This is a genomic window from Pseudomonas sp. GM24 (assembly GCF_000282235.1).
Classification (GTDB): domain Bacteria; phylum Pseudomonadota; class Gammaproteobacteria; order Pseudomonadales; family Pseudomonadaceae; genus Aquipseudomonas.
This window is the reverse complement of record NZ_AKJR01000392.1, coordinates 23,470-45,044: the sequence shown is the minus strand read 5'-3', so window position 1 is coordinate 45,044 and position 21,575 is coordinate 23,470. Positions and strand designations below refer to the sequence as shown.

The 21,575-nt window shown below is 58.7% G+C and carries 20 protein-coding genes and 2 pseudogenes; 16 read left to right on the top strand and 6 right to left on the bottom strand.

Annotation, left to right across the window (positions count from 1 at the left end):
* Nucleotides 1-56: 56 nt before the first annotated feature.
* The 7 genes from PMI23_RS28715 (at nt 57) to PMI23_RS28685 (ending at nt 4,713) form a co-directional block, all read left to right on the top strand.
* On the top strand, nt 57-752 hold the full coding sequence (locus tag PMI23_RS28715; RefSeq protein WP_338010059.1) for a tRNA (adenine(22)-N(1))-methyltransferase: 696 nt from the start codon (nt 57-59) through the stop codon (nt 750-752).
* A gap of 181 nt (nt 753-933) precedes the next feature.
* Nucleotides 934-1,149, top strand: a complete 216-nt coding sequence (locus PMI23_RS28710; protein ID WP_007916028.1) for a tautomerase family protein — start codon at nt 934-936, stop codon at nt 1,147-1,149.
* Nucleotides 1,146-1,802: a DsbA family oxidoreductase gene (locus PMI23_RS28705; RefSeq protein WP_007916026.1), complete on the top strand. Its 657-nt coding sequence runs from the start codon at nt 1,146-1,148 to the stop codon at nt 1,800-1,802. Before PMI23_RS28710 ends, PMI23_RS28705 begins: the two co-directional genes overlap by 4 nt.
* A gap of 49 nt (nt 1,803-1,851) precedes the next feature.
* Complete coding sequence (locus tag PMI23_RS28700; protein ID WP_007916024.1) at nt 1,852-2,562, top strand: SDR family NAD(P)-dependent oxidoreductase; 711 nt, start codon at nt 1,852-1,854, stop codon at nt 2,560-2,562.
* Nucleotides 2,563-2,655: 93 nt separating this feature from the next.
* Entirely contained in the window at nt 2,656-3,579 is a 924-nt protein-coding gene (locus PMI23_RS28695) for a LysR family transcriptional regulator (protein ID WP_007916022.1), read from the top strand.
* A 136-nt stretch (nt 3,580-3,715) separates the two neighbouring features.
* A complete protein-coding gene (locus PMI23_RS28690; protein WP_007916021.1) occupies nt 3,716-3,979 on the top strand; it encodes a hypothetical protein in 264 nt (87 codons plus the stop codon).
* The gene (locus PMI23_RS28685) at nt 3,976-4,713 is read left to right on the top strand and encodes a Fic family protein (protein WP_007916020.1); all 738 of its coding nucleotides are present in this window, start codon (nt 3,976-3,978) and stop codon (nt 4,711-4,713) included. The genes PMI23_RS28690 and PMI23_RS28685 overlap by 4 nt, the downstream gene beginning before the upstream one ends.
* A 102-nt stretch (nt 4,714-4,815) precedes the next feature.
* Here PMI23_RS28685 and ycaC (PMI23_RS28680) read toward each other — a convergent pair.
* Nucleotides 4,816-5,469: pseudogene (gene ycaC / locus PMI23_RS28680) on the bottom strand (isochorismate family cysteine hydrolase YcaC).
* A 189-nt stretch (nt 5,470-5,658) separates the two neighbouring features.
* Nucleotides 5,659-6,669, bottom strand: coding sequence for a LacI family DNA-binding transcriptional regulator (locus PMI23_RS28675; protein WP_007916019.1), 1,011 nt, complete (start codon nt 6,667-6,669; stop codon nt 5,659-5,661).
* Nucleotides 6,670-6,846: 177 nt separating this feature from the next.
* On the opposite strand from PMI23_RS28675, the gene PMI23_RS28670 reads away from it, so the two are divergent.
* The 3 genes from PMI23_RS28670 to PMI23_RS28660 are packed head-to-tail and all read left to right on the top strand — an operon-like array spanning nt 6,847 to nt 10,390.
* Complete coding sequence (locus tag PMI23_RS28670; RefSeq protein WP_007916017.1) at nt 6,847-8,037, top strand: Gfo/Idh/MocA family protein; 1,191 nt, start codon at nt 6,847-6,849, stop codon at nt 8,035-8,037.
* A complete protein-coding gene (locus tag PMI23_RS28665; RefSeq protein WP_007916014.1) occupies nt 8,027-9,109 on the top strand; it encodes a sugar phosphate isomerase/epimerase family protein in 1,083 nt (360 codons plus the stop codon). The genes PMI23_RS28670 and PMI23_RS28665 overlap by 11 nt, the downstream gene beginning before the upstream one ends.
* A 42-nt stretch (nt 9,110-9,151) precedes the next feature.
* A complete protein-coding gene (locus PMI23_RS28660) occupies nt 9,152-10,390 on the top strand; it encodes a nucleoside permease (RefSeq protein WP_007916013.1) in 1,239 nt (412 codons plus the stop codon).
* Nucleotides 10,391-10,472: 82 nt separating this feature from the next.
* Here PMI23_RS28660 and ycaC (PMI23_RS28655) read toward each other — a convergent pair whose 3' ends face one another.
* Nucleotides 10,473-11,105 carry an isochorismate family cysteine hydrolase YcaC gene (gene ycaC / locus PMI23_RS28655; protein WP_007916011.1) on the bottom strand — a complete coding sequence of 211 codons (633 nt, stop codon included), beginning with the start codon at nt 11,103-11,105 and terminating at the stop codon, nt 10,473-10,475.
* Between the two features lie 128 nt (nt 11,106-11,233).
* A complete protein-coding gene (locus PMI23_RS28650; protein ID WP_007916010.1) occupies nt 11,234-11,830 on the bottom strand; it encodes a TetR family transcriptional regulator in 597 nt (198 codons plus the stop codon).
* Between the two features lie 216 nt (nt 11,831-12,046).
* On the opposite strand from PMI23_RS28650, the gene PMI23_RS28645 reads away from it, so the two are divergent.
* The 3 genes and pseudogenes from PMI23_RS28645 to PMI23_RS28640 all read left to right on the top strand — a co-directional run bounded on the left by PMI23_RS28645 (nt 12,047) and on the right by PMI23_RS28640 (nt 14,029).
* A complete protein-coding gene (locus PMI23_RS28645; protein WP_007916009.1) occupies nt 12,047-12,829 on the top strand; it encodes an SDR family NAD(P)-dependent oxidoreductase in 783 nt (260 codons plus the stop codon).
* A 5-nt stretch (nt 12,830-12,834) separates the two neighbouring features.
* Nucleotides 12,835-12,972, top strand: a pseudogene (locus PMI23_RS29935) (alpha/beta fold hydrolase); the annotation flags it as partial.
* Nucleotides 12,973-13,030: 58 nt separating this feature from the next.
* Complete coding sequence (locus PMI23_RS28640) at nt 13,031-14,029, top strand: NADP-dependent oxidoreductase (RefSeq protein WP_007916007.1); 999 nt, start codon at nt 13,031-13,033, stop codon at nt 14,027-14,029.
* A 638-nt stretch (nt 14,030-14,667) separates the two neighbouring features.
* Here the strand turns inward: PMI23_RS28640 and PMI23_RS28635 are convergent.
* Together PMI23_RS28635 and PMI23_RS28630 are read right to left on the bottom strand one after the other, a co-directional pair.
* On the bottom strand, nt 14,668-16,794 hold the full coding sequence (locus PMI23_RS28635) for a TonB-dependent siderophore receptor (protein WP_007916006.1): 2,127 nt from the start codon (nt 16,792-16,794) through the stop codon (nt 14,668-14,670).
* A gap of 167 nt (nt 16,795-16,961) precedes the next feature.
* Nucleotides 16,962-17,546: a TetR/AcrR family transcriptional regulator gene (locus PMI23_RS28630; RefSeq protein ID WP_007916004.1), complete on the bottom strand. Its 585-nt coding sequence runs from the start codon at nt 17,544-17,546 to the stop codon at nt 16,962-16,964.
* Between the two features lie 212 nt (nt 17,547-17,758).
* Between PMI23_RS28630 and PMI23_RS28625 the strand changes: the two genes are divergently transcribed.
* From PMI23_RS28625 to PMI23_RS28615, 3 genes are all read left to right on the top strand, one after another.
* Nucleotides 17,759-18,436 (top strand): type 1 glutamine amidotransferase domain-containing protein, encoded by a 678-nt coding sequence (locus tag PMI23_RS28625; RefSeq protein ID WP_007916002.1) that lies wholly within the window; start codon nt 17,759-17,761, stop codon nt 18,434-18,436.
* 105 nt (nt 18,437-18,541) lie between these two features.
* Nucleotides 18,542-19,666 carry an alkene reductase gene (locus PMI23_RS28620; protein WP_007916001.1) on the top strand — a complete coding sequence of 375 codons (1,125 nt, stop codon included), beginning with the start codon at nt 18,542-18,544 and terminating at the stop codon, nt 19,664-19,666.
* Nucleotides 19,667-19,960: 294 nt separating this feature from the next.
* Nucleotides 19,961-21,499, top strand: coding sequence for a cryptochrome/photolyase family protein (locus PMI23_RS28615; protein ID WP_007916000.1), 1,539 nt, complete (start codon nt 19,961-19,963; stop codon nt 21,497-21,499).
* The last annotated feature ends 76 nt before the right edge of the window (nt 21,500-21,575 follow it).

Sequence of the window (21,575 nt, the reverse complement as noted above, 5' to 3'; positions counted from 1 at the left end):
GGCCCGGCGTTGCTCGCCAGAGTCGCACCCCTTTGCCTGCCATCAAGGGGTTGCCGTTGAACGAACAGACATTGTCCATGCGCCTTGAGCGCGTGGCTGCCCACGTGCCGGCCGGGGCGCGGCTGGCCGATATCGGCTCGGATCACGGCTATCTGCCGGTGGCGCTGATGCGCCGAGGCTTGATCACTGCGGCGGTGGCTGGCGAGGTTGCGGCGACGCCGTTCCACGCGGCCGAACGCACTGTGCGCGAAAACGATTTGCAGCAGCACATCTGTGTGCGCAGGGCCGATGGTCTGGCAGCAATTAAACCTGACGACGGCATCACCGCCATCACGATCTGCGGCATGGGCGGTGAAACCATCCGCGACATCCTCGACAGCGGCAAGGCCCACCTCAATGGCCAGGAACGTCTGATCCTGCAACCCAACGGTGGCGAAGAACCGCTGCGCCAGTGGCTGATGGAAAACGGCTACCGCATCCTCAGCGAAGAGCTTCTGCGGGAAAACCGCTTCGACTACGAAATCATCGTGGCCGAACGCGCTGAACCGGTGACCTATACCGACCAGGAACTGTACTTCGGCCCCTTGCAGATGCAGGCCCGTAGCCCCGAGTTTTTGCGCAAATGGCAGCACAAACTTCACCATAAGCAGAAGACGCTCAGCCAGCTCGCCCATGCGCAACAAAGCCTGCCAGAACAAAAGCTGCAAGACCTCAAACAACAGACACGCTGGATTACCGAGCTGCTGGCCTGAGCGCCAGCGTTTCGCACTGAGACAGCGCGGGCACAGGATGACTGCTCGCGCGCCCTAATTTGATACACCACATCACAAATGATGTACCTCAAACCCCATTTATCAACTCCCGCCCTCCTCTTAAAGTCCTCTCCAACAGCCGCCCATCACTCCGACGGGCCAGCGACTGGAGATACCCCAAATGCCTTTCATCAGCGTACGCATCACCCGTGACGGCGTGACCCGGGAACAGAAAGCCCAGGTCATCAAGGAGATCACCGAAACGATGGAGCGGGTGCTGCACAAGGACCCGAAACTCACCCACATCGTGATCGAGGAAGTCGACACCGATAACTGGGGTTATGCCGGCATCACCACCACCGAATATCGCCAACAGTTGGCGGACTCGCAGTCATGAGCCGGGCAGTGAAAATCGATTTCGTCTCGGATGTCGTTTGCCCCTGGTGCGCATTGGGCGTCACCGCTCTGGAGCAAGCGATCCGGAATCTGGCGGGCGAAGTCGATGTGGAGCTGACCTACAAACCGTTCGAACTGAACCCCTACATGCCCGCCGAAGGTGAACACGCCATCGAGCACATGATGCGCAAATACGGGCGCAGCGCTGAGCAAGTGGCGGATCGCAACGCGATGATCATCGAACGCGGCGAGCAGATCGGTTTTCACTTCGACCTGGAAAAACGCAGCCATTTCCACAACACCTTCGATGCCCATCGACTGCTGTTCTGGGCCGCCACACAAGGACGTCAGCGTGAGTTGAAGCAAGCCTTGCTCAAGGCCTACTTCACTGACGGCAAGAACCCGAATGACCACGCCACGCTGGTGATGCTGGCAGGCGCAGTCGGGCTCGACAGTCAGCGTGCGCAAGAGGTTCTGGCCAACGCTGAGTTCAGCCAGGTCGTGCGCGAACTTGAACAGTTTTACCAGCAACGCGGCATCGATTCGGTTCCGGCCATGGTCCTTGATGACAAACAGGTCATCCCCGGTTCCCAGTCCGTCGCTTATTACGAGCAAGCGTTACGTCAGGCAGCACAGGTTGCGGCTCACGCCTGACCTCCGAAATCCGTTTATTCAAATCATCCAGATTGCATGAGGAAACATCATGAACACGTCCAAGAAAGTTGTAGTGATCACAGGCGCTTCGCAAGGCATTGGCGCAGGCCTGGTCAAGGGTTTCCGTGAACGCGGCTATCAGGTTGTCGCCACCTCCCGTTCGATCAAACCGTCCACTGACGCGGATGTTCTCGCCGTCGCCGGTGACATCGCCGACCCGCTGACCGCCGAACGTGTGATTCGCGAAGCCGTTGCTCGTTTCGGGCGCATCGACACGCTGGTCAATAACGCCGGGATATTCGTCGCCAAGCCTTTCACCGAATACAGCAAGGAAGACTACGCACAAGTGGTGGCGACCAACATGAGCGGCTTCTTCCACATCTCGCAATTGGCCATTGCCGAAATGGAGAAAAACGCCAGCGGCCACATCGTCAGCGTCACCACCAGTTTGGTCGACCACGCGATTGACGGCGTACCGTCGGTGCTCGCGTCGCTGACCAAAGGTGGCATCAACGCGGCGACCAAATCCCTGGCCATCGAGTACGCCAAGCGCGGCATTCGGGTCAACGCGGTGTCGCCCGGCATCATCAAGACACCGATGCACGGCGAAGAGACTCACGCCGCCCTCGGTAGCCTGCACCCGGTTGGGCATATGGGTGAGATCGACGACATCGTGCAAGCGATCCTTTACCTGGACAGTGCGAAGTTCGTGACCGGCGAAATCCTCCATGTCGACGGTGGTCAAAGCGCTGGCCATTGACACCTCCCCACGGCACTGCCGGTGTGTACCGGCGGTGCCGCTTCATGAGATAAACCTGAGAATGAACCGTCAGTTGATCCTCAGGCTTATTCCATGAAGCGCCACTTTGAAGACTTGCAGTTAGGCAGCATCGAACTCTTTTGCCTCGCCGCTGAAGCCGGCAGCTTCACCGCCGCCGCCCAGCTTGCGGGTGTGACGCCGGCCGCGGTGAGCCGGTCGATTCTTCGCCTCGAAAAAAGATTGGGTTCACGCTTGTTTGCCCGAACTACCCGCAGCATTCGCTTGACCGAAGCGGGCAGAAACTTTTTCGTCCAGTGCAGCCAGGCGCTGACGCAACTGGTCGAAGCGCAACAAGAAGTCATGGGCGCACAGACGTCACCCTCAGGGTTGTTGCGCATCAGCCTGCCCACCACTTACGGGCACCACCGCATTCTGCCGCTGCTGCCAAAATTCCGCGCGCTCTACCCTGACGTCACCGTCGACATCCACTTGGGCAACCGCAATATCGACTTCGTCGGCGAAGGCTACGACCTGGCGATCCGCGTCCGCGCGCAACCGGATTCGACCATGGTTGCGCGGCTGCTGGAGGATGCAAAACTGGTGGTGGTCGCCTCCCCCGACTATCTGAAAAAGGCTGGCACACCGAAGACGCTTGAGGATCTGGTGCAACACGAATGTATTCAGTTCGAACTGCCGAGCAGCGGGCGGCGGATCTCCTGGCTGTTCCAGGAAAATGGCCACGATCGCGAAGTGATTTCCGACGGCGGTTACTCCTGCTCCGATGACGTGCTCGGCGGTGTCACCCTGGCCAGACATGGTGCCGGGGTCTTCCAGACGTACAAGTTCATTGTCGAAAAGGAGCTGGCGGACGGCAGCTTGGTCGAGGTACTTAAGCCGTACGCCGGGCGCTCGCGACCTTACACCTTGCTCTACCCGCACGGGCGGTATGTGCCGCAACGGGTCAGGGCGTTTGTCGACTTTCTGTTGCAGTTTCGTGATGAGTGGGCGCAGGTGTAACGCTGAACAAGGAATGAATCGGTTGAAAGGCATTTCGCAGTCAACCCGAAATGTTCGTGCTGACAGCCGGAAGCTGCTGGAAAATTTACAGAGCCAGCGCCATGCTATGCTCTGAGGGAGAAAACGAGGGTTTCAAATGACTAGTCCAGCCACTGGCGGCGTTGCGAACGAAGTCCGCAAACTCGCCCAAAAGCATAAGGTTACCGCTGAACGTGACAGCATGAGCTGCATGGCCGCGACCATTACTCGCCTTGCAGGTGATGCTGTCGAGCTGGATGGCATTGAGCAATTGCTCGTCAATCTCAAGCGTAAAGGTGTTCTGAACAAAGCAGAAATCATGGCCCTTCAAGGACGCTACCTCCAAGAGAAAAGGCGTTGCAAGAGGCAGCTTAGCGCATGAATTTTGACCCCTTCGGCGATTTCGAGACTGAAGGCTATCTTCAAAACTCGCTCAAACTGAAAGACCCTCTTGAAGTCAAAGAGTCTGAGCACCTCTCCTTCGAAGCCAGTATCGAAGATGCCCTTGCTTATCTCGCCAAGAAAAAACCCATCGACTACAAAGCGGTCCTCAAGACCCACGAAATCCTGTTCTCCGGTTTTTATCCGTGGGCAGGAAAAGACAGAAATGAACTGGTCCCCCACCTCGCAGTATTCAAAGGGTCGAAAGATGATCCGCATCACACGATATTCGAACGTCCTGACTTGATCAAAAGATCCGTCGAATACGCCTTCGAACTCGCAGCAAACAAAAAACGTTTTCGTCAGCGCCCCGGCGAAGTAATGGGCCAGTTGGCGTCCGCCCACCCGTTTCTGGATGGCAATGGCCGCACAATCCTGCTCATCTACATGGAGTTGTGCTATCGGACCCGGTTCGCCATTGACTGGTCAAAAACCAACAAAGACGACTACCTGCGAGCACTCGCCGACGAAATTCGAGAGCCTTTCGCAGGTCATCTGGATGGTTATCTGGTCCCCTTCGTCATCGATATTTCCAGTCGCGATGAATGGCCGGCAATGATTGGCGGAATAAAGGGTCTGGATGGACTGGACAAGGAAGGGATTACGTATGAAAGCCTGGATGATCCCGAGGTTCAGCGACTTTATAAAGCGTATCGAGCAACGCCTCTTGAATGATCCGCGCTCCCCGTGGTGTCGCTGTTGAATTCCGGGGTCTGACTTCGCGATGAACAAAAAGCCTGCTTTTCAGGGCAGGCTTTTCGTCCGCAGCACGCAGGCTTACTTCTGCTGAGCCGTCAGCGCCGAGTAGCTGTTCATCAGGTTGCGGTAGTTAGGGATCCGCTGCGACAGCAAGTTACCCAGCCCTTCAATATCGTTGCGCCAGTCGCGGTGCAGCTCACACGCCACCGAGAACCAGTTCATCATTTGCGCGCCGGCCTGAGTCATGCGGCTCCATGCAGCCTGCTGCACAGTGGTGTTGAAGGTGCCGGAGGCGTCAGTCACCACAAACACCTCAAACCCTTCCGCCAGCGCCGACAAGGTCGGGAACGCTACACACACGTCAGTGACCACACCAGCAATGATGATTTGCTTGCGACCGGTAGCTTTGATCGCCTTCACAAAATCTTCGTTGTCCCACGCGTTGATCTGACCAGGACGAGCGATGTACGGCGCATCCGGGAACATCTCTTTCAACTCTGGCACCAACGGGCCGTTCGGGCCTTGTTCGAAACTGGTGGTGAGGATGGTTGGCAGTTCGAAGAACTTGGCCAGATCGGCCAGGGCCAGCACGTTGTTTTTGAACTCGTTCGGCGAGAAGTCCTGCACCAGAGAAATCAGGCCGGTCTGGTGGTCTGGTGATCAACCAGCAGCATCAACCAGCAGCACGATGGCGTCGTCTTTGTTCAGGCGGTTGTAGGTTGGAGTGGTCATGGTCTGCTTCCCTTTTGAGTTTTTGAATTTGTTGTTGCGTTCAAGTTGGGTACAGATTACTGACGCACAGGGACGGGATAAATCGGCTGAAAAGCGTTTCACCGTCAACTCAAAAGGGACAATTTTCCGGCTGCCGGTGAGTCTGAAAAACTGACACCACTGACAAACCTGCGCGGAGCAGTCACGAGGTCATTTATCAGCTGCAGGTCCCCGCGCCGTGCTGTCACGCCGCGTCAACGCGAACGGCAATACCACATGCCGTTGCGGCAACGGCTGTTTCTCGATCAGCGCAATCAGCATTTCCACGGCTTTCTCGCCGAACATTTCGGCGGGCTGGGCAATGGTCGTCAGCGGTGGATCGCAGTACGCGGCCATTGGAATATCGTCGAATCCGGCGAGAGAAATATCCTCCGGCACACCCAGCCCCTGCTCTTTGATTCGCTTGAGCGCGCCGATGGCCATTTCGTCATTTTCACAAAACAGCGCGCTCGGTCGGCTGTCGAGCGCGAGTAGTTTGCCGGCACCCGAATAGCCCGCGTCGAGCGTGAAATCGCCGTGACAGATAAGCGTGTGATCGAGCGCGAGACCGGCATCGCGCAGGGCCGCTTCATACCCCGCCAGACGATCACGCGTGAGCGGGCTGCCTTTGGGTCCTTTGATCAGTCCGATGCGCTGATGCCCCATCGCGATCAGGTGCTCGGTCATGGCTTTGGCCGCCGCAATGTTATCCAGACTGATGGTCGGGTGCCGCCCATGCCGGATGACTTCGCAGGCATTGACGATCGGGGTCAGTAACGGCTCGGCGGCGGATTCATCGAATGGATCATAGGCACGCAACTGAATGACGCCATCGGCTTGATGGGCGTACACCAGATGGGCGAACTGTCGCTCAAGCGATTCCTGGCCCTGGGTGTCGCACAACAGCAACCGGTATCCGGCGGCCTGCGCGGCTTTTTGTGCGCCGCTGATCACTCTGGCGAAAAAGGTGTTGGCAATGGTCGGGACCAGAATCACCAGGTTTCCCGTTCTGCGCGAGCGAAACTGTACCGCCATCAAATTCGGTCGATAGCCGGTTTGCTGGACGGCGGCCATGACCCGTTCGCGGGTATCGGGCAGCACCCGCTCGGGGGACTTCAATGTTCTCGACACCGTTGCCACCGAGACACCCGCCAGCCGTGCCACTTCGCGGATATTGGACAAGACTGCCTCGCTCTTTCAATCAAATCGGCCGTCGAGCTTACCGCACAGCGTCACGGGCCGAAACGTTGGCATTCGTCAGACACGGTTTGACACTCGCTGATTTCAGGCCTAGATTTCGCCGACGATGTAACCGGTTACATCATCAAAGTTCCGCATGTATCCACTGAGACAATTGCCATGATTGCTGCAGGTCGCAAAATAAGAATGGGCTTCGTCGGTGGCGGTGAAGGCGCCTTCATCGCCCAGGCACACCGGCAAGCTGCCGGCCTCGATGGACGCTTCGAACTGGTCTGCGGTGCGTTCAGCCGCGACGCCAACAACAATCGACGCAGTGGCGAGGCCTTGGGCCTTCCCGCACAACGCTGCTATGACGCCTGGCAAGACATGCTGGCCGCCGAACATGCACTGCCGGCCGATCAGCGCATGGAACTGCTGGTGATCGTCACGCCCAATCACCTGCACGCCCCTATCGCCAGTGCAGCACTGAGTGCGGGTTTCCATGTGTTCAGTGAAAAGCCTGCAGCGCTCAATCTGGCGCAAGTGCAGGACTTGGCCCGCGTGGTCAACAACAGCCAGCGGATCTACGCCTTGGCACATACCTACCTGGGGTATGCGATGGTCTGGCAGGCACGCGAGATGGTCGCCAACGGTGAAATCGGGCGTCTGCGCAAAGTCCTCGTCGAATACCCGCAAGGCTGGCTCAGCAGCGATGTGGCTGGACAAGGCAACAAACAGGCGGGCTGGCGCGACAATCCTGAACAATCCGGCATCGGTGGCTGCATCGGTGACATCGGCACGCACGCGTTTTCCCTCGCGGAGTTTGTCGCCGGTCAACCCATCCAGTTCATCAGCGCGATGCTCGGGTCACATTTGAGCAGTCGCCAACTGGATGACGACGCCTCGATGCTGTTCAAAATGGCCGACGGCGCCAGCGGCGTATTGATCGCCAGCCAAGTGTGCGCCGGCGAAGAGAACCCGCTGAAGATTCGTCTGTATGGCGACAAGGGCGGGCTGGAATGGCGTCAGGAAGAGCCCGCCAGTCTGATCCATCGCCCCTTGAATGAGCCGATGCGCGTGCTGCGCTCGGGCCTTGGTCAACCTTGGCTGTGCGCAAACGCCACGCGGCGCATGCGCTTGCCCGCCGGACACCCGGAAGGCTACCTCGAGGCCATGGCCAATCTCTACGGTGATCTCGCGCAGGCCATTTTCCAAGGTGCGAGCGGCCCTGACGCACCCGGCGTTCCAGGCATTGCCACCGGGCTGCGCGGTATGGCCTTTATCGAGACTGCCATCGCCAACCATCGTGGAGAAGCCAAATGGACTCAAATACCCGACCTTGCCAATGGAGCACCCGCCGATGAGCGTTGATCAACAGCCCCCGATCGGGATGCGCGGCCCCGGCATCTTTCTCGCCCAATTCATCGCCGACGAAGCGCCTTTCGATACCTTGGCCAACATCGCGCAATGGGCCGCGTCTCAAGGCTACAAAGCCATTCAATTGCCGACCCTCGGCACGCGCTTCATCGACCTGGAACGCGCCGCCGAGAGTCAGGATTACTGCGACGAACTCATCGCCATATGCGCCAAGGCTGGCGTGGTGATCAGCGAGCTGTCGACGCACCTGCAGGGCCAACTGGTCGCGGTGCATCCAGCGTTCGACTCACTCTTCGATGACTTCGCCCCGGCAGCACTGCGTGGCAATCCGCAAGCACGCACCGAATGGGCGATCAACCAGTTGAAACTGGCGGCGCGCGCCAGTCAGCGCTTGGGGTTGACCGCCCACGCAACCTTTTCCGGCGCCCTGCTCTGGCCGTACGTCTACCCGTGGCCGCAACGTCCTGCCGGTCTGGTGGAACAGGGCTTTGCCGAGTTGGCGAAACGCTGGTTGCCGATCCTCGAGTGCTTCGATGAGGCCGGGGTGGACCTCTGTTACGAGATCCACCCCGGCGAAGACCTGCACGATGGCGCCTCTTTCGAGCGATTCCTCGAAGCGGTGAATCATCATCCGCGCGCGGCAATTTTGTATGACCCGAGCCATCTGTTGCTGCAGCAAATGGACTACCTGGGCTTCATCGATCGCTACCACGCGCGCATCCGCATGTTCCACGTCAAGGACGCGGAGTTCCACGCCAGCGCTCGGTCCGGTGTATACGGCGGCTATCAGGGTTGGGTTGATCGTCCGGGTCGGTTTCGTTCACTGGGCGATGGCCAGATCGACTTCAAGGCGATCTTCAGCAAACTGACTCAATACGACTTCAACGGCTGGGCCGTGCTGGAGTGGGAATGCTGCTTGAAAGACGCGGCACAAGGCGCTGCCGAAGGGGCGGCCTTCATCGAACGACACATGATCACCCGAACCCGCAAGGCATTCGACGATTTCGCCAGTGTGAGCGCTGACGAGCAATCCAACCGGCGTCTGCTGGGCCTTGGCGAACGCTGATTACCACGCTGTTACCGACATAAAAATAATACGGTGATTGAAATGAACGTAATGAATGCGCGACTCAGCGTCATGATGTTTCTGCAGTTTTTTATCTGGGGTGGCTGGTTTGTCACCCTCGGCACCTTTCTCACCACGACACTGGCAGCAAGCGGCGGCCAGGTGGGTATGGCTTTTTCCACGCAGTCGTGGGGCGCGATCATTGCGCCGTTTTTCGTTGGTCTGATTGCTGATCGTTTTTTCAATGCCGAACGCATCTTGGCGGTGTTGCACCTGCTGGGCGCGGTGCTGCTCTTTCAGCTTTATCGCGCGCCTGATTTCAGTGCGTTTTATCCCTACGTACTGGCGTACATGCTGGTCTACATGCCAACGCTGGCCTTGGTCAACGCCGTAGCCTTCCGACAGATCAAAGACCCGGCCCGGGAGTTTTCCCGCATCCGCGTATGGGGCACCGTTGGCTGGATCGTCGCCGGCATCGTGATCAGTTTCGGCTTTGCCTGGGACGCTCAACAGGCGATTGCTGCGGGCGGTTTGCGCAACACGTTCCTGATGTCTGCCGTGGCCTCGCTGGTGTTGGGCCTCTACTGTTTCAGCCTGCCGAACACGGCGCCGCTGAAGTCGACGGGCGATTCGCCAGGCATCAAGCAGATGCTGGGGGTGGACGCATTGGGCTTGCTCAAGGATCGCAGCTATCTGGTGTTCTTTCTCGCGTCCATCCTGATTTGCATTCCTCTGGCGTTTTATTACCAGAATGCCAATCCGTTCCTGGCCGAAATCGGTGTCACCAATCCCACCGCGAAGATGGCTCTGGGTCAGGTCTCCGAAGTGTTGTTCATGCTGCTGCTACCGCTGTTCATCCAGCGTTTCGGCATCAAGATTGCCTTACTGGTCGGGATGCTTGCCTGGGCCTTGCGCTATGTGTTGTTCGCCTACGGCAACAATGGTGACCAGACGTTTATGCTGCTGATCGGTATTGCTCTGCACGGTGTGTGTTATGACTTTTTCTTCGTCTGTGGGCAGATCTACACCGATGCCAAAGCGCCCGAGCGCTTTCGTAGCTCAGCTCAAGGCCTGATCACCTTGGCCACTTACGGTGTGGGCATGCTGATCGGATTCTGGGTGGCGGGTCAGATCACTGACCACTTCACCGCGCAAAACGGCCACGACTGGAGAAGTATATGGCTGTTTCCGGCAGGATTTTCGGTGGTGGTTCTGCTGTGTTTCGCACTGGCGTTCAAAGGCCGTGTCGGCGAAAAGGAGGGGATGCCGTCGACCGTCTAAAAACGCCGTTCTGATAGGTGCAGCGGCAGAAAACACAAAAAGCCTGCTTTTCAGGGCAGGCTTTCGTTTGAATCGCGTCGGCTTACTTCTGTTGGGCCGTCAGCGCTGAATAGCTGTTCATCAGGTTGCGATAGTTCGGGATCCGTTGCGACAGCAGATTGCCCAAGCCTTCAATGTCGTTGCGCCAGTCGCGGTGCAGCTCACAGGCCACCGAGAACCAGTTCATCATCTGCGCACCGGCTTGAGTCATGCGGCTCCACGCGGCTTGTTGCACGGTGGTGTTGAAGGTGCCGGACGCATCAGTCACCACAAACACATCAAACCCTTCCGCCAGCGCCGATAAGGTCGGGAACGCTACGCAGACATCCGTTACTACACCGGCAATGATGATCTGCTTGCGCCCGGTGGCTTTGATCGCTTTGACGAAGTCTTCGTTGTCCCAGGCGTTGATCTGACCTGGACGAGCGATGTACGGCGCGTCCGGGAACATCTCTTTCAGTTCCGGCACCAGCGGGCCGTTCGGGCCTTGTTCGAAACTGGTGGTGAGGATGGTCGGCAGTTCGAAGAACTTGGCCAGATCGGCCAGGGCCAGCACGTTATTCTTGAATTCGTTGGGCGAGAAGTCCTGCACCAGAGAAATCAGGCCGGTCTGGTGGTCGACCAGCAACACGATGGCGTCGTCTTTGTTGAGGCGGTTGTAGGTTGGAGTGGTCATGGTCTGCGTCCCTTTTGAGTTTTTGAAGTTGTTGTTGCGTTCAAGTTGGGTACAGATTACTGACGCACAGGGACGGGATAAATCGGCTGAAAAGCGTTTCACCGTCAACTCAAAAAGGACAATACCGATCAACCAGCCACTTCTGCACTGTCGGCAGATATCAGCAATGACGCGGTCATTTCAGCGTGGCATACCGCAAGTATTTCATCGGCCAGCGCTGAGTCATCCGGGCAGGCACGCGACAGAACAATCGCGCCCACCGCCCGCGCCAGCATGTCGATCATTTTCACTCGCCCCGCGTCAGGCGCCGCGTCTGGCCCTGTCGGGTACTTGTCACCGAGCGTCTGCAGCGTGCGCTCGATGCCGTCGGCAAACGCCTTTTTCACGTCGTCAGACTGGCGCGCGGCGTCGCCGCACAGCGCCGCCATGGTGCAGCCACTGCCCCGCCCGTCCCGATGGTCTTTCGACACATAAGCGTCGATGAAGCCTTGAACATCGACCATTTCGGCACTGGCCAACGAGCGCGCAAGGCTGTTGGCCGAGGCTTCGGACATCAGGTCGGCCTTCGAGCCAAAGTGTTTGTAGAAACCGCCGTGGGTGAATCCGGCCGCCGCCATGAGATCCGCGACGCCGACACCGTCAAAACCTCGCTCACGAAACAACACCGAAGCGGTCTCGACGATGTGCTCGCGGTTTGCCTGCGCCTGGGCTTTGGTGACTCTCACGTGCAATACCTCCGCTGAAAAATCATGCGCCGATGATACATAGATGTCGGCCATAATCAAAATCGTTGACAGTTTAGATTTCGATCATCATCCTAAATGCAGAGGTTACGGCTGCACACACAGACACAAAGCGCTGTTGCTCAGTAGGTTGAACTCCGCCGTAATTTCTGCCTCCTGCATCAACCCTAATCGATTTTTTGAAAAAGAGATGATCCCATGACTACCCGCCCTGCTGTTCTCATCACTGGCGCCTCTACCGGCATTGGCGCGGTTTACGCCGAACGTTTCGCTCAACGCGGACATGATCTGGTGCTGGTCGCCCGCGACCTTGTGCGTCTGGAAACACTCGCCGCGAAGCTGCGTAGCGAACACAGCGTCGCCGTGGATGTGCTTCAGGCCGACCTGACCCAACTCAGCGATCTGCACACCGTCGAAACGCGCCTGCGCGACGATGCGCGCATTGGCATCCTCGTCAATAACGCGGGCGCCGCGCAGTCCGGCAACTTCATCGAGCAGAGCACCGACAAAGTGGCCAATCTGGTCGCCCTCAACACCACGGCACTGGTGCGGCTCTCCAGTGCCATCGCTCCCCGTCTGGCGAAGGCCGGTGACGGCGCGATTATCAACATCGGCTCGGTGGTCGGTCTGGCCCCGGAGTTCGGCATGTCGGTCTACGGCGCGACCAAGGCGTTTGTCCTGTTCCTGTCTCAGGGGCTGAGCCTGGAACTGTCGCCACTGGGCGTCTACGTGCAAGCCGTGCTGCCGGCCGCGACGCGTACCGAGATCTGGGATCGCGCGGGCATCGACATCAACACCTTGAGCGAGATCATGGAGGTCACCGATCTGGTCGATGCGGCGCTGGTCGGTTTCGATCGTCGCGAGCCGGTGACCATTCCGCCGCTGCATGAAGGTGAGCGCTGGGATGCCTTGCAAACCGCGCGGCAGGGCCTGCTGGCGCAGATTCGCCAGTCGGCGGTCGCCCAGCGCTATCTGGCGTGAGTGCAATGGCGCAGACGCTTTTCGTCAACGCCGCCAACCAATCGATTTTGGTTGGCGGCACGGCCTTCGCCTATCGAGACCTCGGGCCGAAATCGGCGGAGCCGCTGATCCTGCTCAATCATTGGGGCGCGGTACTCGACCACTGAGGCAATCCGCTCAGGCAATGCAGCCCTTCCCGAAACAGTGAGAGCCGTCCCCACCATGAAAGCTTATTTTATCGATCGCTACGGCAAGCAGAACGGGCGTATGGGCGATGTCTCCGAGCCTGTACCCGGCGCCCATGACGTGCTGATTGATGTACATGCGGCCAGCGTCAATGTGCTGGATTCAAAGATTCGCAGCGGCGAATTCAAACTGATTCTGCCGTACTCATTGCCCTTGGTGCTGGGCAACGATTGTGCCGGCGTGGTGATTGAGGTTGGCGCAGCGGTCAAGGGTTTCAAGCCCGGCGACGCGGTGTATGCGCGCGTGCCCGAACAGCGAATCGGCACGTTCGCCGAGCGAATCGCCGTCGACCAAAACGCCGTGGCGTTAAAGCCCGCCAACCTCAGCATGGAACAAGCCGCCGGCATTCCTTTGGTTGCTCTGACAGCCTGGCAAGCGCTGGTCGACATCGCCCGTTTGCAAAAGGGTCAGAAGGTCTTGATTCACGCCGGTTCCGGCGGTGTCGGAACAATCGCCATTCAACTGGCCAAGCACCTCGGCGCTGTTGTCGCGACCACCACCAGCACCGCGAATGTCAAATGGGTTAAAGCGTTGGGCGCAGACGTGGTGATTGATTACAAACAGCAGCACTTCGAGCGCGAATTGCGCGACTACGACGTGGTGCTGAACAGCCTCGGCTCCGACGTTCTGGAAAACTCGCTCAAGGTACTCAAACCGGGTGGTCAGCTGATTTCCATATCAGGCCCGCCAACTGCCGAGTTCGCCAAGGCGCAGGGCCTGGCCTGGCCGCTGCGGCAAGTCATGCGCTTGTTGAGCCTGAGTATTCGGCGCAAGGCGCGCAAGCAGGATGCCCGTTACAGCTTCCTGTTCATGCGGGCGAGCGGTACACAACTGCAGGAAATCACCACGCTGATTGAAGCCGGTGAAATAAGGCCCGTGCTTGACCGCACCTTCGCCTTCGAGTCAGCGGGCCAAGCCCTGACTTACGTCGAACAGGGCCGTGCGAAAGGCAAGGTAATCGTGCAGATCAAATAGTTGCCTGCCTGTAATCATCTGGCGAAAGACCCATGGATAACGTTGCCTGCGACACCGAAAAGCCCCCCGCCGACGAACCGCAAGACACGGAGAACAAACACTCACCTGAATCTGCGAACCACGAGACGCCCGACCCCAAGCAGCACAACGCGATACTTGGAGTTGCTCCGATCGTATGGCGGCCCTTGATGCTTGAGCCCTAAGTGTTCAACGCGCATGAGTTTGCTGGAAAAACACCGGAAGGTAGTGTCACTGGCTAAGTGGCGAGGGCCGAAACAGCTGCCCTCACCCTAGCCCTCTCCCCCAGGAGAGGGAACCGATTGGGGGATATTGGCGATGAAAGCCGACGTGCAATAGCGCCTGTGAATCCAATATCGCCAAGCATTGCGGATGAACCCATCATCGACGCGATGCATAGGCTCCCTCTCCCCCAAGGAGAGGGAACCGATTGGGGAATATTGGCGATGAGCGCCGACGTGCAATAACGGCTGTGAATCCAATACCACCAAGCATTGCGGATGGCCCCGTAATCGACGCGATCTGTCAGGTCGATGCATAGCGCAAGACACCTCGGTCGGCTCCCTCTCCCCCGGGAGAGGGCTGGGATGAGGGGCAGCCGTTGCAGCGTCGAGCTCGGCTTACAAGGTGTAGGAAATCCCAACCTGCACCGTTCGCGGCGCGCCCGGATAGGCGTAGACATTACCAAACGCGCCCTCTTCATAATCCCGGTCAAACAGATTCTTCACGTCAAGATTGAGCCGCACCTTCTCGTTGACCTTATAAAAGCCGAGCAAATCGACAACGGTGTAGCTGTCCATCGAGAACGCAGTATTGGCGGTTTGCCCGGCGCGTTCGTCGACGTACTTGAGTCCGGTACCCAGGCCCAGGCCTTTAAGCGTGCCGTCCTGAAATTCGTAGACGTTGAGCAGGCTGAAGCTAGTTTGCGGAATGTTCATCAGTCGCGTGCCCGAACGGATCACATTGTCTTTGGTCACTTCGGCATCCACGTAGGCGTAGCCGCCGATGACGCGCCATTCAGGAGTCAGGTTGCCGGCGACATTCAGGTCGAAACCACGGCTGCGTACTTCCCCGGCCGCCACACTGAAGGTCGCGTCCACCGGGTCGGTAGTCAGCACGTTGCGCTTTTCGATCTGATAGATCGCCGCGTCGACGCTCAACTGATGATCCAGCGCTTCCCACTTGACGCCCATTTCGTAGGACTTGCCTTTCTCCGGTGCAAAGCCTCCGCCCACGCGGCTCGCGCCGGTATTGGGCTTGAACGAGCGCGCGGTGTCGGCATAGACCGCCAGCGTCTCAGTCAGATCGTAGGTGACGCCGAGGCGCGGGGTCACCGCGTTGTCGCTGGCCTGCCAGTTTTTACCGCCTGGTACGTAGGTTTCATAGTCGTGTTCGAAACGCTCAAAACGCGCCCCGGCCAGCACCTTCAGACGCTCGGTCAACGCCACCTGATCCTGGACGAATGCGGCGTAGGTCTTGAGGTTTTCCTTGTCGTGGGTCGGGGTGCGGGTCAATGCCGGGCGCGGCTGACCGTAAACCGGATCGAAGATGTCGATCGGGTAGGCGCCGACCGCGCCGCTGGAGCGCTGAATGATCGACTTGTAGTCGTAATCTTCGTATTCGATGCCGGTCAGCAAGGTGTGCTGCAAGCCGCCGGTACTGAAATGCCCGGTCAGATTGAGCTGGGTGTCCTTGTCGGTCCACTCCAGTTTGCGGTAGTTGAAATTGCGCCCCAGGGTTCGACCGTCATCAGCAATGCCGTTGGCTTCGATCGCATTGCCCTCAAGCGAGCCGTCGAGCCACTGAAAACCACCGCCCAGCGTCCAGTCATCATTGAGCAGATGTTCGAATCGCAGCTGCGCCATGTTGTTGTCGTTGTGCAATTTGCCGGCGTCTTTCTCGCCGAAAAACGTGTCGCGCGAGGCGGTGCCGATCTGTTTGGCGTAACGCGTTACGCCGCGATCCAGTGGATGATTATTGCGCATGAAATCACCCTCGAAGATCACTCGGGTGGCATCGCTGGCCTGCCAGGTCAGCACTGGCGTGATGCCGTAGCGCTCGGTTTCGACGTGATCGCGAAAGGTATCGCCGCCCTCACCCACGACGTTCAGTCGATAGGCCAGGCGCCCTTCTTCGTCCAGTGGGCCGGAGGCGTCCAGGGTGCCGCGCTTCATGCCTTGATCATTCAACTGACTGCCCAAGGTGACCGTGCGCTCAGCCAACGGCTGCTTGGAAACAACGTTGAAGGTGCCGCCGGGATCGCCACGGCCGTACAGCATCGTCGCCGGCCCGCGCAGCACTTCCAGACGCTCGATGGTGTTGGCGTCGGGCATGTTCGGATAGCCGCGATTGATCGGGAAGCCGTTGCGGTAGAACTCGCCGGTGGTGAAACCGCGCACGGTGAATGTGGTCAGCCCCTGCCCGCCGAAATTGTTCGCCCGGCCGACGCCACCGGCGTAGTCCAGTGCATCTTGCAGACGCGTGGCGCCGAGGTCTTCGACCGCATCCTTGGTCACTACGCTGATCGATTGCGGGGTTTCATGGATCGAGGTGTCGGTACGGGTGGCACTGGCAGAACGTGTGGCGCGGTAACCCTGCACCGGGCCGTCGGCCCGCTCGTAATCCGCCGTGCCGACCACATCGGTCGCCTCCAGCTCTAGCGCTGAGGATGTTGAATCGGCCTGTTCGGCCCATGAGGAAGAAGACAACGCCTGCAGCACGCAAATTGAAAGCAGAGTACGACGCATGAAATGAAAACCTTACGAATAGGCCAGAACGAGGGGTAAAACCGCCAGCAAAGCGCCGCGGATGGTATACCAAGCGTTCCGTTATTGAAACTTATTCCCATTCGTATGTTTGAGCCGACCGCGTGCCAGTACGCGTGTCATGCATTGCATCGCACAAAAAACCTTGGTCAAACGTGCAAAAGCTGTTTCGTCATCGCCATCGATGTCTCCAGCGACTGCCCGGTACGCTGCAATTTGTTCAGCAGACTGGCGCCCAACCACAGCTGATAAAGGGTTTCCGCCAGATGCCGGGCGTCGCCTGCGGGCAGGCATTTTTCAGCCTGGCCCTGCTCGATGCACAGGGCAATGCGAGCCACCACTTGCTCGGCGCCATCGCGCAAGGTCAGGCGCATCGACTCCGACAAATCGGCGACTTCGGCGCTGAGCTTGACTACCAAACACTCATCGCCATGCCCTTCGAGGGTGCAGCGGTTCTGCCAGCCCTGCCAGTAATCCATCAGCCGCTCATAGGCGCTCAGCCCCGGCAGCGTCAGGCGGCGTTCCATGTCGGCGAGGTAGCCGACGAAATAATCCGCGAGCAACGCCTGGCCGTACAACTCTTTGGATTTGAAGTAGTGATAGAACGAACCCTTGGGCACACCGGCGGTTTGCAGGATTTCGTTGAGGCCGACACTGGTGAAGCCCTTCTCGGCCATCATCCGGTGGCCGGTGTCGAGCAAGTGTTGGCGGGTGTCGTCGTAGGTCGCTTTCATGGGGCGCAAGTTACCAGGCAATAGACCAGTCGTATATTGGGAGGAACGGAAGTTTGCCACACCTGTCGATGAAAAACCGCAGGATAAAAAATTACTAGACGACTGGTCTAATTGGAATCTATGCTGCGCCCCGACAAACGTTTTCTGACCGGTGTGGCCGATGTGCGAATCCTTCGCTCAATCGAAGACACCTGATCGACTCAAGGTGCTCTATGAAAATCCTGATGGTTTTGACTTCCCACGATCAACTCGGCGACACCGGCAAGAAAACCGGTTTCTGGCTGGAAGAGTTCGCCGCGCCCTACTATGCCTTCAAGGACGCCGGCGCCGAGGTCACTCTGGTCTCGCCCGCCGGTGGCCAGCCGCCGCTGGACCCGAAAAGCGATGAGCCTGATGCCCAGACGGCCGAGACCGATCGCTTCCGCAAAGACTCTGCCGCGCAACAGGCACTGGCAAACACCGGACGTCTGGCTGACGTCAGCGCCAATGATTTCGATGCCGTGTTTTATCCGGGCGGTCACGGCCCACTGTGGGACCTGGCCGAAGACAAGCAGTCGATCGCATTGATCGAAGCCTTCGACCGCGCCAACAAACCCCACGGTTTTGTCTGCCATGCACCGGGTGTGTTGCGTCACGCCCTCACCGCTGACGGCAAACCGCTGGTGCAGCACCGCCAGGTCACCGGTTTCACCAATGCCGAAGAAGCGGCCGTTGGCCTGACGGATGTGGTGCCGTTCCTGATCGAGGACGAGTTCCAGCGCCTCGGCGGCCATTATTCGAAAGTCGCTGACTGGCAGGTTCATGTGGTCGCCGACGGGCAACTGGTCACCGGCCAGAATCCAGCCAGCTCCGCCGCTGTCGCTGAAAAACTGCTGAAGATGCTGGGCTAAAACTTCGCTTCCAACCTTCCTAACGCCGAGTGCGTCATGCTCGGCGTTATTTTTTCACCCAATCAATAGTCGACTGGTCTAATAAACACCAAGACAAGGTAATCCATGAATAGCAGCACGTTCTTCACACCCGCCAAACTCGGCAACCACACCCTGAAAAACCGTATCGTCCTGCCGCCTCTCACCCGCCAGCGCAGCACCCAACCGGGCAACATCGCCAATGAGTTGATGGCCGAGTATTACCAACAACGTGCCGGCGCCGGTTTGCTGGTCACCGAAGGCACGCAGATCGAACCCCGTGGCCAGGGTTATGCGTGGACGCCGGGCATTCATACGCCTGAGCAAATCGCCGGATGGCGCAAAGTCACCGAGGCGGTGCATGCCGTGGACGGGGTGATTTTCGCCCAGTTGTGGCACGTCGGCCGCGTCTCCCACACCGCACTGCAGCCCGACGGCGCGGCGCCGGTTTCTGCCTCTGCCGTGGCTACCGATCGGGTCAGCGTGTTTATCGAAACTGCGCCCGGTGCCGGTGAACTGGTTCCGCCGTCGGCACCTCGTGCGCTGAGCACCGATGAAGTTCAGGAGTTGGTTCAGCTGTACATCCAGGCGGCGCGCAACGCCATGGACGCCGGTTTCGACGGCATCGAATTGCACTGCGCCAACGGGTATCTGGTGAACCAGTTCATCTCCGCCCACAGCAATTTGCGCAACGATCAGTACGGTGGTTCGTTGCACAATCGTCTGCGCTTTCTCAAGGAAGTGGTCGCCGGTGTCGCCGAGTGCATCGGCAAGGAAAAAGTCGGCGTGCGGTTTGCGCCGCTGTTCACCACCACCGATGAAGCGCGGACCTATTTGGGCATGGTCGAAGAGGATCCGCACACCACTTACATCGAGGCGATCAAAGTGCTGCAGGACGTGGGCATCGCCTATCTGTCCATCGCCGAAGCCGACTGGGACAACGCGCCGGCGATGCCCCTCACGTTTCGTCAGGCCGTGCGCGACACCTTCAGCGGCGCGATCATTTATGCCGGGCGCTACACCGCAGAATCCGGCGCGCAACTGCTCGATTCCGGGCTGGCAGACTTGGTCGCTTTTGGCCGCCCGTTCATGGCCAACCCCGATCTGCCGGCGCGCATTGCCAATGACTGGCCGTTGAATGCACTGAACCCCGCAACGGTGTATGGCGGCAACGCCGAGGGCTATATCGACTACCCCGTTTATCCCGCCTAAGCCTTTCAAGACACAGTAAACGCTCGCGAAATATCGGGAGCGTTTATCCGAGTCGGAGTGCAAGCCCTAGTGGGAGCGAGCCTGCTCGCGAAAGCGGCGGGTCAGTCACTCACAATGTTGAATGTGACGACGCCTTCGCGAGACGACGCCTTCGCGAGCAGGCTCGCTCCCACAGGAGATGTGAATACTCACCGCACAAAAACCTATACACAGACTACAATCTGTACAACTATCTGGACTTAACATGTAAACGTCCATTCGGCAGCTCGCTGCTCACTACGCTGAATCCGTGAAATGAACAAAACCCATCGGCTGTGCCTCGTTCTGGGTGACCAGTTATCGTTTGATCTGGCTTCATTGGCAGGTCTGGATCGCGAACAGGATCGTGTGCTGCTGGTCGAGGTCATGGAGGAAGCCACCCATGTTGCCCATCATCCGCAGAAGATCGCGCTGATCTTCAGCGCCATGCGTCACTTCGCTAAAGCCCTGAAAGATCAGGGCATCCGTGTGCATTACGTGACCCTCGACGACCCGCAAAACAGCGGCTCGGTGCCCGGCGAGTTAAAGCGCTGGCAGACACTGCTGCAGGCCAACGAATTGCACCTGACCGAATGCGGCGACTGGCGTCTGGAGCAATCACTGAAGGATTGTGGCTTGCCGATCCACTGGCATGCGGACAACCGGTTCCTGTGCAGCCGCGACGAATTCCGCGCGTGGGCCGCAGACAAAAAGCAACTGCGCATGGAATTTTTCTACCGCGAGATGCGCCGCAAAAGTCGCCTGTTGCTCAATGGCGATGGCACGCCCGTCGGCGGCGCGTGGAACTTTGATGCCGACAATCGCAAAGCCCTGCCGAAAACCGTCAAGGCGCCCTACCCGACGGGTTTTACCAACGATGCAATCACCCTCGATGTCCTCGCACTGGTCAAGGATCGCTTCGCCAGTCACTACGGCAGCCTGGACGATTTCAACTATCCGGTGACGCACGCCGACGCCCAGGCATTGTGGGCCTACTTTCTCGACTATGGTCTGGCGGGCTTCGGCGATTATCAGGACGCCATGGCCAGCAACGAGCCGTTTCTGTTCCATGCCCGCATCAGCGCTGCGCTCAATATTGGCTTGCTGGACCTGCGCCAACTCTGCAGTGATGTGGAGTCTGCCTACTGGTCCGGCAGCATTGCCCTGAACTCCGCCGAAGGTTTCATTCGCCAACTGATCGGCTGGCGCGAATACGTCCGTGGCGTTTACTGGCTGCACATGCCGAAGTACGCCGAGGGCAATGCCTTCGGTAATACGCGGCGGTTGCCAGAGTTTTACTGGACCGGCGCAACGCAGATGAACTGCATGCGCCAGGCCATCGGCCAAAGCCTCAAACACGCCTACGCCCATCACATTCAGCGCCTGATGGTGACGGGCAATTTCGCCCTGCTCGCCGGTATCGCGCCGAGCCAGATCTGTGAATGGTATCTGGCCATTTACATGGACGCGTTCGACTGGGTCGAGCTGCCCAACACCCTCGGCATGGTCATGCACGCCGATGGCGGTTACCTCGGCTCCAAGCCTTATTGCGCCAGCGGCCAGTACATCAACCGGATGTCCGACTACTGTCGCGACTGTGCCTACTCGGTGCGCGAAACCACGGCTGACAACGCGTGCCCGTTCAACGCGTTGTACTGGCATTTTCTGATGCGCCACGGCGACCTTCTGCGCGGCAATCAGCGCATGGGCATGATGTACAAAAACCTCGACCGCATGCCGCCGGAAAAGCAGCAGGCCTTGTGGCAGCGCGGGCAGAGCTTGCTCGACAGACTGGATCGCGGCGAATCGCTATGAAAACGCGTGCCCCCTTGGCTCGCGTGCAACTTAAACGTGACACCCCGAGTCAATGGCTCACAAAGCTTGCAAAGTC

Excerpts from the sequence above, each read along its gene's own strand:
- PMI23_RS28615 (WP_007916000.1), top strand. The coding sequence starts at position 19,961 with ATGAACAAAACCCATCGGCTGTGCCTCGTTCTGGGTGACCAGTTATCG.
- PMI23_RS28710 (WP_007916028.1), top strand. The coding sequence starts at position 934 with ATGCCTTTCATCAGCGTACGCATCACCCGTGACGGCGTGACCCGGGAA.
- PMI23_RS28690 (WP_007916021.1), top strand. The coding sequence starts at position 3,716 with ATGACTAGTCCAGCCACTGGCGGCGTTGCGAACGAAGTCCGCAAACTC.
- PMI23_RS28705 (WP_007916026.1), top strand. The coding sequence starts at position 1,146 with ATGAGCCGGGCAGTGAAAATCGATTTCGTCTCGGATGTCGTTTGCCCC.
- PMI23_RS28660 (WP_007916013.1), top strand. The coding sequence starts at position 9,152 with ATGAACGTAATGAATGCGCGACTCAGCGTCATGATGTTTCTGCAGTTT.
- PMI23_RS28620 (WP_007916001.1), top strand. The coding sequence starts at position 18,542 with ATGAATAGCAGCACGTTCTTCACACCCGCCAAACTCGGCAACCACACC.
- PMI23_RS28670 (WP_007916017.1), top strand. The coding sequence starts at position 6,847 with ATGATTGCTGCAGGTCGCAAAATAAGAATGGGCTTCGTCGGTGGCGGT.
- PMI23_RS28630 (WP_007916004.1), bottom strand. The coding sequence starts at position 17,546 with ATGAAAGCGACCTACGACGACACCCGCCAACACTTGCTCGACACCGGC.
- PMI23_RS28695 (WP_007916022.1), top strand. The coding sequence starts at position 2,656 with ATGAAGCGCCACTTTGAAGACTTGCAGTTAGGCAGCATCGAACTCTTT.
- PMI23_RS28700 (WP_007916024.1), top strand. The coding sequence starts at position 1,852 with ATGAACACGTCCAAGAAAGTTGTAGTGATCACAGGCGCTTCGCAAGGC.
- PMI23_RS28665 (WP_007916014.1), top strand. The coding sequence starts at position 8,027 with ATGAGCGTTGATCAACAGCCCCCGATCGGGATGCGCGGCCCCGGCATC.
- PMI23_RS28640 (WP_007916007.1), top strand. The coding sequence starts at position 13,031 with ATGAAAGCTTATTTTATCGATCGCTACGGCAAGCAGAACGGGCGTATG.
- PMI23_RS28625 (WP_007916002.1), top strand. The coding sequence starts at position 17,759 with ATGAAAATCCTGATGGTTTTGACTTCCCACGATCAACTCGGCGACACC.
- PMI23_RS28635 (WP_007916006.1), bottom strand. The coding sequence starts at position 16,794 with ATGCGTCGTACTCTGCTTTCAATTTGCGTGCTGCAGGCGTTGTCTTCT.
- PMI23_RS28645 (WP_007916009.1), top strand. The coding sequence starts at position 12,047 with ATGACTACCCGCCCTGCTGTTCTCATCACTGGCGCCTCTACCGGCATT.
- ycaC (WP_007916011.1), bottom strand. The coding sequence starts at position 11,105 with ATGACCACTCCAACCTACAACCGCCTCAACAAAGACGACGCCATCGTG.
- PMI23_RS28685 (WP_007916020.1), top strand. The coding sequence starts at position 3,976 with ATGAATTTTGACCCCTTCGGCGATTTCGAGACTGAAGGCTATCTTCAA.